This is a genomic window from Primorskyibacter flagellatus, from assembly GCF_048268605.1.
Classification (GTDB): Bacteria; Pseudomonadota; Alphaproteobacteria; order Rhodobacterales; family Rhodobacteraceae; genus Primorskyibacter; species Primorskyibacter flagellatus.
Genome location: NZ_JBLWVF010000007.1, coordinates 33,318 through 45,699, shown reverse-complemented (window position 1 = coordinate 45,699; position 12,382 = coordinate 33,318). Strand labels below are relative to the sequence as shown.

The 12,382-nt window shown below is 61.5% G+C and carries 13 protein-coding genes and 1 tRNA gene; 7 read left to right on the top strand and 7 right to left on the bottom strand.

Features of this window, described 5'->3' with window-relative positions:
- Positions 1-110 precede the first annotated feature (110 nt).
- Entirely contained in the window at positions 111-422 is a 312-nt protein-coding gene (locus ACN0WV_RS09870; RefSeq protein ID WP_417605422.1) for an ETC complex I subunit, read from the top strand.
- 344 nt (positions 423-766) lie between these two features.
- Here the strand turns inward: ACN0WV_RS09870 and ACN0WV_RS09865 are convergent.
- The 3 genes from ACN0WV_RS09865 to ACN0WV_RS09855 all read right to left on the bottom strand — a co-directional run bounded on the left by ACN0WV_RS09865 (position 767) and on the right by ACN0WV_RS09855 (position 1,982).
- A tRNA-Leu gene (locus tag ACN0WV_RS09865) sits at positions 767-852 on the bottom strand.
- A 74-nt stretch (positions 853-926) separates the two neighbouring features.
- Positions 927-1,472, bottom strand: a complete 546-nt coding sequence (locus ACN0WV_RS09860) for a tetratricopeptide repeat protein (protein ID WP_417605421.1) — start codon at positions 1,470-1,472, stop codon at positions 927-929.
- A gap of 30 nt (positions 1,473-1,502) precedes the next feature.
- The gene (locus ACN0WV_RS09855; protein ID WP_268876751.1) at positions 1,503-1,982 is read right to left on the bottom strand and encodes an Lrp/AsnC family transcriptional regulator; all 480 of its coding nucleotides are present in this window, start codon (positions 1,980-1,982) and stop codon (positions 1,503-1,505) included.
- A gap of 102 nt (positions 1,983-2,084) precedes the next feature.
- Here ACN0WV_RS09855 and putA point away from each other — a divergent pair, with 102 nt between their 5' ends.
- The 3 genes from putA to ACN0WV_RS09840 are packed head-to-tail and all read left to right on the top strand — an operon-like array spanning position 2,085 to position 6,648.
- Positions 2,085-5,507: a bifunctional proline dehydrogenase/L-glutamate gamma-semialdehyde dehydrogenase PutA gene (gene putA / locus ACN0WV_RS09850; RefSeq protein ID WP_417605419.1), complete on the top strand. Its 3,423-nt coding sequence runs from the start codon at positions 2,085-2,087 to the stop codon at positions 5,505-5,507.
- A gap of 32 nt (positions 5,508-5,539) precedes the next feature.
- Positions 5,540-6,286, top strand: a complete 747-nt coding sequence (locus ACN0WV_RS09845; RefSeq protein WP_417605418.1) for a rhomboid family intramembrane serine protease — start codon at positions 5,540-5,542, stop codon at positions 6,284-6,286.
- The gene (locus ACN0WV_RS09840) at positions 6,283-6,648 is read left to right on the top strand and encodes a GFA family protein (protein WP_084354286.1); all 366 of its coding nucleotides are present in this window, start codon (positions 6,283-6,285) and stop codon (positions 6,646-6,648) included. Before ACN0WV_RS09845 ends, ACN0WV_RS09840 begins: the two co-directional genes overlap by 4 nt.
- 19 nt (positions 6,649-6,667) lie before the next feature.
- On the opposite strand, the gene ACN0WV_RS09835 is transcribed toward ACN0WV_RS09840, so the two are convergent.
- From ACN0WV_RS09835 to thyX, 4 genes are all read right to left on the bottom strand, one after another.
- A complete protein-coding gene (locus ACN0WV_RS09835) occupies positions 6,668-7,459 on the bottom strand; it encodes an inositol monophosphatase family protein (protein ID WP_084354288.1) in 792 nt (263 codons plus the stop codon).
- Positions 7,460-7,884: 425 nt separating this feature from the next.
- The gene (locus tag ACN0WV_RS09830; protein WP_417605417.1) at positions 7,885-8,283 is read right to left on the bottom strand and encodes a DUF2177 family protein; all 399 of its coding nucleotides are present in this window, start codon (positions 8,281-8,283) and stop codon (positions 7,885-7,887) included.
- A 156-nt stretch (positions 8,284-8,439) separates the two neighbouring features.
- On the bottom strand, positions 8,440-9,057 hold the full coding sequence (locus ACN0WV_RS09825; RefSeq protein ID WP_417605415.1) for an outer membrane protein: 618 nt from the start codon (positions 9,055-9,057) through the stop codon (positions 8,440-8,442).
- A 348-nt stretch (positions 9,058-9,405) separates the two neighbouring features.
- The gene (thyX, locus tag ACN0WV_RS09820) at positions 9,406-10,323 is read right to left on the bottom strand and encodes an FAD-dependent thymidylate synthase (protein ID WP_084354292.1); all 918 of its coding nucleotides are present in this window, start codon (positions 10,321-10,323) and stop codon (positions 9,406-9,408) included.
- A 212-nt stretch (positions 10,324-10,535) separates the two neighbouring features.
- Here thyX and ACN0WV_RS09815 point away from each other — a divergent pair, with 212 nt between their 5' ends.
- From ACN0WV_RS09815 to ACN0WV_RS09805, 3 genes are read left to right on the top strand one after another with little or no spacing between them, the layout of a single operon-like run.
- On the top strand, positions 10,536-10,964 hold the full coding sequence (locus ACN0WV_RS09815) for a VOC family protein (protein WP_084354294.1): 429 nt from the start codon (positions 10,536-10,538) through the stop codon (positions 10,962-10,964).
- Complete coding sequence (locus ACN0WV_RS09810) at positions 10,958-11,659, top strand: DUF1194 domain-containing protein (protein ID WP_417605413.1); 702 nt, start codon at positions 10,958-10,960, stop codon at positions 11,657-11,659. The genes ACN0WV_RS09815 and ACN0WV_RS09810 overlap by 7 nt, the downstream gene beginning before the upstream one ends.
- A complete protein-coding gene (locus ACN0WV_RS09805) occupies positions 11,656-12,375 on the top strand; it encodes a DUF1194 domain-containing protein (protein ID WP_417605412.1) in 720 nt (239 codons plus the stop codon). Before ACN0WV_RS09810 ends, ACN0WV_RS09805 begins: the two co-directional genes overlap by 4 nt.
- Positions 12,376-12,382 lie beyond the last annotated feature (7 nt).

Sequence of the window (12,382 nt, the reverse complement as noted above, 5' to 3'; positions counted from 1 at the left end):
AATCTCTGATCCGGCCTTGCGGCCTTATGCAACAGTTTGTCCTGAATACCCGGCTTGCCGGGCACGCGCAAATCTAGCATAACGGCCTCACAGAAACGGAGATTTCGGCCATGAAAGCGCGCATCTACAAACCCGCCCGCAACGCTATGCAATCGGGGGTCGCCAGGACCAAGACCTGGGTTCTGGATTTCGCTCCGTCCGAGCGCCGCTCTGTCGACCCGCTGATGGGCTGGACCTCTTCAGGCGACATGCAAAGCCAGGTGCGCCTGCGCTTTGACACCCGTGAGGCTGCCGAGGAATACGCAAGCGATCACGGCATTGATGCGGTGGTGATAGAGCCGAAGACCCGCAAGCCCAACATTCGCGCCCGTGGATATGCCGAAAACTTTGCAACCGACCGCCGCGGTCCCTGGACACATTGATCCGATGTAAATCGGGGCAAAGCTTTCTCGGGATTGGGCCGAATATCCTGCGAACATGGTGCCTAGGAGAAACCTGATTTCTTCCGAAGATTTACATGTTGGGCGCCCGGTGAGTGCCTCGATTGTATCCTGAGTGTAGCATGGCATTCCAGCCCACCCCCATCACGCAGGACGGCAAGGAGGCCCGCACCTTTGCGCGCAGCATGCAGTTCTGCGCCAAGAAAGGTGAACAGGGACGCGCCATCACCCTCGCCGAGGCAGAGGCTAGACGCAATCGGCCTTGGGGGCTATCTGGGGGACGGTCAGAAACCCACCAAGGGAAAGACACTAGAAACCGTGAAAAATGGTGCGGGCGGCCGGACTCGAACCGGCACGGGCTTTCGCCCCAAGCATTTTAAGTGCCATATGTCTACCATTCCATCACGCCCGCACAAAGCTGATGTCACGCTTTCCTAGCGGGGGCGCGCGGCGAAAACAATGCGGTTTGACGCAGTTCTTCTACGGTCAAAGCTCCTGGCCATCCGGTTCCGTCAAAAACTGGCGTTCAGCCAGCCACGGGTTCAACGACAGGGCCTGTCGCAACACGGTCTGCGCCTCGTCTTGACGTTTCAGCCCGATCAACGTCAGCGCCTTGCCCGCCAGAGCGGCGACGTGGTTTGGCGACCTGTTCAGCGCACGGTCCAGATCCTGCAAGGCGATCTCGTAATCCTGCCTGATGAAGTTGACGAACGCACGTTGATTGTAGCCCTCGGCATAGTCAGGGCAGTAATCGATCAACCTGTCAAAATCCGCGCGCGCGCCAAGCAAGTCAAAGGCCCGGCGTTTGCGCAACCCGCTATCCAGGATTTCCTGTGCAGTCTCGTCAGGCGCATCAGCCCAAAGATCCCACATCTTGTTTGATGCCAGGCGTCCATCCATCTCTGTCGGCGCGGATTGCGCCTCGGCGATAAGCTGAGCCAGACGTTCTGAATGATCTGGTGCGGGCGGGCAGGACTGCGCCAGCGCAGACGTGGAGGTAAGAGCAAGGGCGGTCAGGCTGGCGCGTATCATCCGCCTATCGTGCGCGCAGACAGCCTTGCGTCAAGTCACATCGGCGAGATCGCCCTCTTTGACCGACTGCATCGCAACATAGGTCGAGGTCGAGGAGATATATGGCAACGGCGAGATTTTTTCGGCCAGAACGCGACGATAGGCAGGCATATCCTGAACCCGCACCTTCAGCAGGTAGTCGAAATTTCCCGCGATCAGATGCGCTTGCTCAATCTCGGGAATGCGGGCCACGGCGGCGTTGAACGCGGCGAGCGCGGCCTCTCGGGTATCTGTCAGGCGCACCTCGACGAAAGCGACGTGGTCAAGGCCCAGGCGGATCGGATCAAGTATGGCGCGGTAGCCAAGGATAAAACCCTCGGCCTCCAGCCTGCGCAGACGGGCTTGCGTCGGGCTTTTCGACAGGCCAACCTTGCGCGCAAGATCCGTTACCGTGATGCGCCCATCGGCCGCCATTGCCGCCAGAATCGCCCGGTCAAACCCGTCCAGGCCCGAGAAGTCGTTTTGAGCCAATTTTCTCTCCAAATTCAGCACAACCGGACGGTCGCAGACAGATTTACAGTCAGATCGCCTAGCCACACCGCTATAGTGTAAGACAAAAGAACGGAGACCGCCATGCAAAACCTGTTTGACCTGCGTCAGGCCATTGATGCCGCCACCTATACCGATAGCCTTGCCGCATTGCGTGATGGCGGTGCCGACAGGGCGTTTTCGCCGGAGCAGCGCGCGCGCATCAGCACCAGCGCCGCCACGCTGGTCACCAAGATCCGGGGCCATGCCCGCCCCGGATTGATGGAGGTGTTCCTTGCCGAATACGGGTTGTCCACCGATGAAGGCATTGCGCTGATGTGTCTGGCCGAAGCGCTGTTGCGCGTGCCCGACGCCGCCACGATCGACGCGCTGATCGAAGACAAGATCGCGCCATCGGATTGGTCCAAACATGCGGGACATTCCACCTCTCCGCTGGTCAATGCCTCGACCTGGGCCTTGATGCTGACCGGCCGGGTGCTGCGCGACCGCCAGCCCGGCCCCGCCGCGCATCTGCGCGGCGCGATCAAACGTCTGGGCGAACCCGTCATCCGCACCGCTGTTGGCCGCGCGATGAAGGAAATGGGCGCGCAATTCGTGCTGGGTGAAAGCATCTCCAGCGCCATGACCCGCGCCGCGAAGATGGAAGCCAAGGGCTACACCTACAGCTACGATATGCTGGGCGAGGCCGCCCGCACCGAAGCCGACGCGCGCCGCTATCACCTGTCCTACAGCCGCGCCATCGCCGCCATTTCCGAGGCCGCCAATGCCAAAGACATCCGCGACAATCCCGGCATTTCCGTCAAGTTGTCCGCGCTGTTCCCGCGCTATGAAGAGGCACAGCGCGACGCGGTGATGACCTATCTGGTGCCGCGACTGCGCACGCTGGCAGGTTTGGCGCGCACCGCCAATATCGGGCTGAACATCGACGCCGAAGAGGCCGACCGCCTGTCGCTGTCCCTCGATGTGATCGAGCGGGTGCTGGAAGATCCCTCGCTTGAAGGCTGGGACGGGTTCGGCGTTGTCGTGCAGGCCTACGGGCATCGCGCGGGGCCGGTGCTGGATTGGCTCTATGCGCTGGCCGACCGGCTGGACCGGCGCATCATGGTGCGGTTGGTCAAGGGCGCCTATTGGGACACCGAGATCAAGATCGCACAGGTCGCCGGTCTGGATGCCTATCCGGTCCACACCACCAAGGCGGCGACGGATGTGAACTATATCCTGAACGCGCAGAAATTGCTTGGCATGACCGACCGGATCTACCCGCAATTCGCCACGCATAACGCCCATACCGTCGCTGCCGTGCTGGAAATGACGACCGACAAGAAAGCGTTTGAGTTTCAACGCCTGCACGGCATGGGCGAAGCGCTGCACGAGATCGTGCATGAAGGCGAAGGCACGCGCTGCCGGATCTACGCCCCCGTCGGCGCGCATCGCGATCTGCTGGCCTATCTGGTGCGCCGCTTGCTGGAAAACGGCGCGAACAGCTCTTTCGTGAACCAGATCGTGGATGACGAAGTGCCCCCCGAAGAGGTCGCCCGCGATCCGTTCGCGGCATTTGGCACGCGCTCCACCCTGCCGAAAGGGACCGACCTGTTTCTGCCGGAGCGGCGCAATTCATGTGGCTGGGATCTGGCGCATCGACCGACCCTGGCGGCGGTGGAACAGGCGCGCACCGCCTTTGTGCAAGCCGAATGGACGGCGGCACCGGTGCTGGCCACAGACGCCCCTGTTGCCACGCCCCGCAAAGTCACCAACCCCGCCAATCCCGAAGAAACCGTGGGCGAGGTCAGTTTCGCGACGCCGGAAGCCGTTTCTGCCGCCGTGACGGCGGCCCAGCCCTGGGACACTGACCCGACACAGCGTCGTCGCGTGCTGGAAGCTGCCGCCGACCTCTACGAAACGCATTACGGCGAACTTTTCGCATTGCTCGCCCGCGAGGCCGGTAAATCGCTGCCAGACGCCGTGGCCGAGTTGCGTGAGGCGGTGGATTTCCTGCGATACTATGCGGCGCGCGCCGATGCAGAGCCCCCGCGGGGAGTGTTCGCCTGCATCTCTCCCTGGAACTTCCCGCTGGCCATCTTCACCGGGCAGATCTCCGCCGCGCTGGCGGCTGGAAACGCGGTGCTGGCGAAACCGGCCGAGCAAACCTCGCTGATCGCTGCCCGTGCCGTTGCCCTGCTGCATGAGGCCGGTGTCCCGCAAAGCGCGCTGCAATTGCTGCCGGGCGAGGGCGATGTGGGCGCTGCGCTGACCTCCAATCCCGGCATTGACGGCGTGGCCTTCACCGGGTCGACCCAGACCGCCCAGCTGATCCACCGCGCGATGGCCGAAAACCTGGCCCCCGGCGCGCCGCTGATTGCGGAAACCGGCGGTCTGAACGCGATGATCGTCGACAGCACCGCCCTGCCCGAACAGGCCGTGGATGCCATCGTCGAAAGCGCGTTCCAATCCGCAGGCCAGCGCTGTTCCGCGCTGCGCTGCCTTTATGTCCAAGAGGACATCGCGGATGGCTTCACTGAGATGCTGACCGGCGCGATGGATGAGCTGAAGCTTGGCGCGCCGTGGAACCTGTCCACGGATGTCGGCCCGGTCATCGACGAGGAGGCCCGGCAAGGCATCGCCGACTATATCGAGGCCGCACGCGCCGACGGCCGCGTTGCCAAGGAACTCCCGATCCCCGGTCGCGGACATTTCGTCCCGCCCGTCCTGATCCGCGTGAACAGCATTGCCGACATGGATCGCGAAATTTTCGGCCCGGTCCTGCATATCGCCACCTTCAAATCGCGTGATCTGGACAAGGTGATTGATACGATCAACGCCACCGGCTACGGGCTGACCTTCGGGCTGCAAACCCGGATCGACGACCGCGTGCAGCATGTGACCGACCGCATTCATGCGGGCAACGTCTATGTCAATCGCAACCAGATCGGTGCCATTGTCGGCAGCCAGCCCTTTGGCGGCGAGGGCATGTCCGGCACCGGCCCGAAGGCAGGCGGGCCGCATTACCTGCCGCGCTTCCAGCGCCGGACGGTCGATGCCGTGACAGGCGAATGGGACAAGCCCGCCGAAGCAGACAAGGTGCAGCGCCAGATCGACGCCACACCGATCCCCAAAGAGCGCCGCGACAGCAGCCTGCCCGGCCCAACCGGAGAGCTGAACCGCCTGTCCAGCCACGCCCGGCCCCCGGTGCTGTGCCTTGGTCCCGGCAAAAGTGCCGCAGATGCCCAAGCCGCGCTGGTCCGCGCGGGCGGCGGGGTCGGGTTGGTCCCTCCGGGCCTTCTGGACCCGCAGACCCTGACGGGATTGACCGGCCATTCCGGTGCGATCTGGTGGGGTGACGCCGCGCAAGCGCGCGCCTATCGCTATGCACTAGCTGCAAGTGACGGCCCGATCCTGCCGCTGATCACGGATACGCCGGATGCGGCGCATTTGCGGCACGAACGTCACCTGTGTGTCGATACCACTGCTGCGGGCGGGAATACGGCCCTTCTTGCCGGGACCTCTTGACCTGATCCGAACATGGCCGCAGCTTGGCGGCCATGTTCCCGATCCGAGATCACAACCCTTCCGGCCGCACGCCCTATGTCACCTACGCGCTGATTGCGATCAACGTCGCGGTTTTCCTCAGCTATTGGGGATCGCTGGGCGACATGCGCGTGATGGGGCAGTTTTACTGGGACTGGGCCCTAATCCCTGCGCGCGTCAGCGAGGGCGCAGGCTTTACCGGCATCGTCACCTCGATGTTCCTGCATGGTGGCTTCATGCATATCGCAGGCAACATGCTGTTTCTGTATATTTTCGGCGACAATCTGGAGGATGAGATGGGCCACCTGCCCTATCTTGGCTTCTATCTTGCGTCCGGGATTGGCGCGGGGCTGACGCATTATCTAGCGGCACCGCTTAGTCAGGTTCCTACCGTTGGGGCCTCGGGCGCGATCGCGGGGGTGATGGGCGGCTATCTGCTGCTTTTCCCAAAGGCGCGTGTCGATGTGCTGGTAATCTTCATCGTGTTTTTCCGGATCTTTCCCATTCCGGCGTGGATCACGCTGGGGCTTTGGTTCGCAATCCAGATCTTTGGCGGGTTTGGCAGCCCGGCCGATGAAGGCGGCGTCGCCTATTGGGCGCATGCGGGTGGTTTCATCATCGGTATTCTGCTGACCATCCCGATCTGGCTGAAACGTGGCGGCCCCGGCTTTTGGAACCGGACAGACGGCCACCCGCCACATCCCGAGGCGCGCTATGCCGTTGCGCGCACATCCATCCCCAAAGTCCGGAGACGCCGATGACCGACTATCGCCTGACCTGCCATTGCGGCGCTGTCGAATTGAAGCTGACCATGCCCGAAGGGCTGTCCACCGCGCGTCGCTGTGACTGTTCGTTCTGCCGCAGACGCGGGGCAGCGGCGGTGTCGGCACCTTTGGACGGATTGCAGATCGTTCGCGGCGCAGAGAATCTGACACTCTATCAATGGGGCACAGGGACGGCGCGGCACTATTTCTGCAAAACCTGCGGCATCTACACGCATCACCGCCGCCGGTCGAACCCGAATGAATACGGCGTCAACCTTGGCGCGTTGGAGGGCGTCAATCCGCGCGATCTGGGTCAGATCGACTGGGTCGATGGGGTCAACCACCCGTCCGACAGGTAGGCCACCTTGTGCCTACGGCCTAATCCTTGCGGATGATTTTCAGGAAATCGTCGTAAAGCGCGCCGTTGGCCACCAGCGGATCGCCATGTTCAAGCGGGTTATGTCCTTCGCGCACCGGGCCAACCAGACCGCCGGCTTCTGACACCAGCAGCAGACCTGCGGCAAGATCCCAGATTTTCAGCTCACGCTCCCAGTAGCCTTCGAAACGACCGGCCGCGACATAGGCCAGATCAAGCGAGGCCGCGCCCCACTGCCGCACACCCGCACATTCCGGCATCAACCGTGCCAGATCCTGCAATGTCGCGGGCAATGTCCGCCTTGTCCCAAACGGCACGCCGGTTGCGAAAATAGCATCCGTCATCCGCGAGCGGCCCGACACGCGCAGCCGGCGGTTGTCGTTCAGCCAGGTGCCAGAGCCCTTCTCGGCATAGAACATCTCGTCCTTGGCGGCGTCGAACACCACGGCCGCAACGATCTGACCCTTGTGTTCCAGCGCGATGGAAATCGCCCAATGCGGCAGGCCATGCAGGAAATTGGTCGTGCCGTCCAGCGGATCGACGATCCAGCGCCGGGTCGGATCCTTGCCCGGAATCTCGCCGCCTTCTTCTGCCAACCATCCATAGGTGGGGCGTGCTTCGAGCAGCGCTTCTTTCAGGATCTCTTCAGAGGCCAGATCAGCTTTGCTGACAAAATCCCCGGCTCCTTTGCGCGAAACCTGAAGGTTTTCGACCTCGCGGAAGTCCTTGACCAGCGACCGGCCCGCCTTGCGCGCCGCCTTGATCATGATGTTGAGATTTGCACTGCCCTGCATCGCGCCGGTTCCTCATGTAATCAGGCCGCGCGTATACGCGCCCTGAACGGCAATGCCAAGGGGCGCAGACGTAAGGTTGGAAAGTGGCGTTGCCTGATGCGGCGGGTTGGTTTGGGGCTGCCAGCCAGAGGACGAAAGCGCGCGGAATGAACGTCGGACAGCCAACCTTTGATCAAAATATTCGTCAATGCCCGACATGGGGTCGAGCAATCCAGGCTGCTGGCCTGCGCGCCTTGCCTAGTGTCTGGCACCACATCCTTGAACAAGCATGCGGAGCAACTCTTCGGATGGAAATTGCCGTTCGTCGCTTTGTTCTGTTGGTTCATCGAGGTGCAGAAACTGGTGAAGTGTCCATGCCATGTGTCGCTCCATCATAGAAAGCCATGATTTTACAAACTCTTAAATGTCAGTCTTCATGAGATCAGTCAAGCGAAGGCACGCGTGATCAAAACGCCGGCCAACGCGGATACTCCGGTCAGAACCGTTCCCCATACAAGGTCTGTCGCCACCATCTGCCAATGCCAGTTCTTCAACGTGGCGAAATTCGTGAATTCGTAAGTGCCGTAAGCCATCGCGCCCAGCAATGCCCCGCCCCACAGAGCCTGCGTCGGTGCGTTGTCGCGCAGCGCGGGCAGAGAAATCAGGTAAATCACGCCGCCGACGTAGAAAAGATAGAAGACGGCAGCAGCACCAAGGTTCAGCGTATCGCTCAGCATATTGCCGATATGCCGTTCAAACAGAGGCCGCATCACGCTTTTCAGCATCACGGCATCAAGCCCCAGAAACACCACTGCGGTCGAGACATAGAGGATGACGATCTGCATGGATGCTCCTTTCAGCGCGTGTATCCAACATACGCTGCTCAGCGCGTGTCGGATCTGTTTGGTTTCGAAAATCCGCCACGCGACGCGGAAAAGGGCAGCCCGATGGGCTGCCCCTTGTAGATGCGAGGCACGGATGCCCGGAACCGCCGCGCCGCTTTAGAAGCGGTAGTTTACCGAAACGTTCGCGGTTGTTGCATTGGCTTCCACGTCGGAAATGTCGAAATCGTCAAACTGGTGATATAGGAACTCACCGCCCACGGTGACTTTCTCGGTCAGGAAGTGCTCGGCACCCAAACCGACGAAATAGCCGTTGGAGTCGCCAAGCGATACAGCGTCATCTTCGGTGAAGGCCTTGGCGTAGCCGCCTGTACCATACAGGAACGTACGGTTCAGATCGACACCGGCGCGCAGACCTGCGCGGAACACCTTGTCGAGCGTTGCGGCACCATCAATGTCGATATCGGATTCGTCATACTGGATGCCGCCGCCGACGACATAGTTGCCGAAGTCATAATCGTAATAGGCGCGCAGACCGTACAGGCCGCCGTCACCTTCGACGCCACCGGCATTCTCGGTCTCTATATCGCCAAAGCCAAGCTGGGCACCGATGGAAGGACCGGTCCAGTCATAAAGCGGCGCAGGAGCAACGACGGCGACAGGCGCGGCGGGCTCTGGCTCGCTGAGGGTGTTGTCCAGGCTGCCGGCAAAGGCCGGTGCTGCGATGGCTGTCGACGCGGCAAGCGCTGCCGCAAGGGTCAATCTGGATGCAGACATGGTCATGCTCCTCGTTCTTTGTTTCATTTCAGCGCCCGTTTGTGCCGGGCGACTGAAGAAGAAATAGGTAGCGGCCGCACACAGTTCCTTCACGGCGCAATCACGAATTTGTTCTGTGTTTCGCACGCAACAGTGGCAGTTTTCAGCGCATGATACCGGCGTTGGGAAATGACACGGCGAGCAGAGTTGCAAGACCTTTCGGGGCGGCACAAAAGGCCCCGGGTCAGAGCCCGGGGCAGGTTATGCCTGGCCGAACGGGTGTGTTCCGAGCCTACGCTTGTGCGCGCAAACGACAGGGCCAGACAATTTGGTCTTCCCTGTCGCTCTTGAACCGGCTTCGCCGCGTGCCTAGCTGGGATCGCTTTCGAGAACGCCCATGAATTCGCGCCATTCGCCTTTGGACATGCCAGAGGTTTCCTGAGTGACGGTCTCGCCCTTCAGCATCCGGCGCACGCAGTCCAACGCGCTTGAGGACAGGGTTGCGCCACCCATGCGGTAATCCGCGAAGGCCTTGTAGGCAAATGGCACCCAATCGGCGACCACGTTGCAGATCGCATCGGCATAGACGCGGATTTCATATTGCGCATGGGCATCGGCGCGCAGCCGCAGGAAATGCAGCAGGTTGTGCAGGTCCACCTTCCAATACCATTGCGTATAGATATTTGCTGGCAGGTTCATCCGCGCCAATTCCCGCGCCAGACCCTGTTGACCGTCCTGGCCAATCATCTCTTCATAGTGATCATAGGCGCGCATCGCATCATCGCGCAGGTAGCGCAGCACGCGATCGGCCTCTTCGCCTTGCAGGGCCTCGCCCCGGCCCTGATTGTTGACGACCGATTGCGCTGCCAGCGCTTCGGGCTCGGGGATATAGAACTCCCGGTCCAGGATCGAGTAGCGGGCAGAGTATTCGTTGACGTTGGCGGTCCGGTGCCGAATCCACTGGCGCGCCACGAAAACCGGCAGCTTGACGTGCAGCTTGACTTCGCACATCTCGAACGGCGTCGAGTGCCAGTGACGCATCAGATAGCGGATCAGCCCCTCGTCATTCTGCACCGATTTTGTGCCACGGCCATAGCTGACCCGTGCGGCCTGACAGATCGCGGAATCGTCGCCCATATAGTCGATGACCCGCACGAAACCATGATCGAGAACCGGGATCGCCTTGTAAAGATGCTGCTCCATGCCGGGCGCGGTGGCACGCAGCGTTTCGCGCGGGGTGCTGCGCAGATCGTCGATTTCGGCCTGCTGGTCGGGCGAGAGGGGCATGGGCGAATCCTTTGGCGCTAGATGAGTCGAGCCAGACCATATCTTGACGAGGCGGCGCGATAAACCACTAGATCGGGTGAATGCGTTTTGCGGAGAAATCCCATGTCATGCGTGTGCCCAACGCGTCGATGCCGCAGGGGCGCGGCTGATCCTCTCGACATCCCGGTCCGCGGCTCTATCGTGAAGGGCGATCCAACAATTCGGAGAATGAGATGTCCCTACGCTACCTGCACACCATGGTCCGGGTGAAAGACCTTGAAAAATCCATGGCCTTCTACGCTCTTCTTGGCCTGCAAGAGACCCGCCGCACCGAAAGCGAAAGCGGTCGCTTCACACTTGTTTTCATGGCCCCGCCGGGACAGGAAGAATGCCCGGTTGAACTGACATGGAACTGGGACGGCGATGATGGTCTGCCGTCCGACAGCCGCCATTTCGGCCATCTCGCCTACCGGGTCGAGAATATCTACGATCTTTGCCAGCATCTTCAGGACAATGGGGTGACGATCAATCGGCCCCCGCGCGACGGGCATATGGCCTTTGTCCGTTCTCCCGACAACGTGTCGATCGAGCTGTTGCAGGAAGGTGATAGCCTGCCGAAACAAGAACCCTGGGCCAGCATGGAAAATACCGGCCATTGGTAAAGGCACTGGCGCTCTTGCTGGCATTGTGCGCGTCCGGTCCGGCCGCAGCGCAATGTCGGCTGGCGCTGGCTTTGGCGCTTGATGTGTCCTCTTCGGTGGATGCGTCAGAGCATCTGCTGCAACGCCGGGGACTGGCCGCAGCGCTGAATGACGCGGATGTGCGCAGGGCAATCCTGTCCGGTGCCCCGCGGCATGTGGCGCTCGCAGCCTATGAATGGAGCGGGCGCGACCAGCATCAGATGCTTTTGAACTGGACGGTGCTGGACGGTGACACATCGATTGACGGCGCGGTTGCCGCAATTCTGTCGCCGCCGCGCAGCCATGACAACTTTCCCACGGCGCTTGGCTATGCATTGGGCTATGGCGCAACCCTGCTGGAGCGCGGGCCGGACTGTACGCGGCGCGTTCTCGACGTATCCGGTGACGGGCGCAACAATGAGGGCTTCGCACCGGATCTGGCCTATCAGCATTTCCCCTTCGCCGGGGTCACCGTCAACGGGTTGGCTGTGCTGAACGACAATCCGGCACTGGCCGGATATTTCGAGCGCGAAGTGATCCGTGGCCCCCGCGCCTTCGTCGAGGTTTCGCAAGGCTATGAAGGCTATCGTGAGGCGATGACCCGCAAGCTGTTCCGCGAGATCAATGATCTGGTTGTCGGTCAAACTTTGCAGCTTCAAAAGGATCCGCGCGGATGAGCGATTTGCGCAGGATCATTCGGGGACTGGCCGTTGGGCTGACACTTATCTTGACCGTCACAGCGGCCCAGGCCGCCTGCCGGCAGGCGCTGGTTCTGGGGCTGGATGTGTCCGGCTCTGTTGACGCAACGGAATATGCTCTTCAGATGCAGGGTTTGGCGAATGCGTTGATGCACGCCGAAGTGCAGGCCGCATTGCTGGCGATGCCGTCGGAACCGGTCCGCTTGTCGGTCTTTGAATGGAGCGGCCCGACCAGCCATCGCCTGACCTTGCCTTGGACAGAGATCGAAAACGCAGCCTCCATCGCCGCCGCCGCGACGGCCCTGCGGCGGGCGACTCGGCCGGCGGGAGACCCTTCGACGGCAATCGGGGCGGCAATGTCCCATGGCGCTGCGTTGCTGGCGGGCCAGTCCGATTGCCGCAAACGCACCCTTGATCTGTCGGGTGATGGCAAATCCAATACCGGTCCGCATCCCCGCGAGATCGACGGCGCCGCACTCGGCGGGATCACTGTCAACGGCTTGGTGATAGGGCCGCCCGCCGATCTGGACCTTGGCGAACTGGCCGAACTTTCATCCTATTATCAAGCCTATGTTCTGCGCGGGCCGGATGCTTTTGTCGAAACCGCACGCGGCTTTGCGGATTTTGAGGCCGCGATGGTGCGCAAGCTCAAACGCGAGCTTCAGGGTTTGGTCATGTCCGCCAATACCCCCTGACGCGACT

Coding starts and splice junctions, on each gene's coding strand:
- ACN0WV_RS09815 (WP_084354294.1), top strand. CDS start 10,536: ATGTCCCTACGCTACCTGCACACCATGGTCCGGGTGAAAGACCTTGAA.
- ACN0WV_RS09805 (WP_417605412.1), top strand. CDS start 11,656: ATGAGCGATTTGCGCAGGATCATTCGGGGACTGGCCGTTGGGCTGACA.
- ACN0WV_RS09830 (WP_417605417.1), bottom strand. CDS start 8,283: ATGCAGATCGTCATCCTCTATGTCTCGACCGCAGTGGTGTTTCTGGGG.
- ACN0WV_RS09860 (WP_417605421.1), bottom strand. CDS start 1,472: ATGATACGCGCCAGCCTGACCGCCCTTGCTCTTACCTCCACGTCTGCG.
- ACN0WV_RS09845 (WP_417605418.1), top strand. CDS start 5,540: ATGTTCCCGATCCGAGATCACAACCCTTCCGGCCGCACGCCCTATGTC.
- thyX (WP_084354292.1), bottom strand. CDS start 10,323: ATGCCCCTCTCGCCCGACCAGCAGGCCGAAATCGACGATCTGCGCAGC.
- ACN0WV_RS09835 (WP_084354288.1), bottom strand. CDS start 7,459: ATGCAGGGCAGTGCAAATCTCAACATCATGATCAAGGCGGCGCGCAAG.
- ACN0WV_RS09840 (WP_084354286.1), top strand. CDS start 6,283: ATGACCGACTATCGCCTGACCTGCCATTGCGGCGCTGTCGAATTGAAG.
- ACN0WV_RS09825 (WP_417605415.1), bottom strand. CDS start 9,057: ATGTCTGCATCCAGATTGACCCTTGCGGCAGCGCTTGCCGCGTCGACA.
- ACN0WV_RS09870 (WP_417605422.1), top strand. CDS start 111: ATGAAAGCGCGCATCTACAAACCCGCCCGCAACGCTATGCAATCGGGG.
- putA (WP_417605419.1), top strand. CDS start 2,085: ATGCAAAACCTGTTTGACCTGCGTCAGGCCATTGATGCCGCCACCTAT.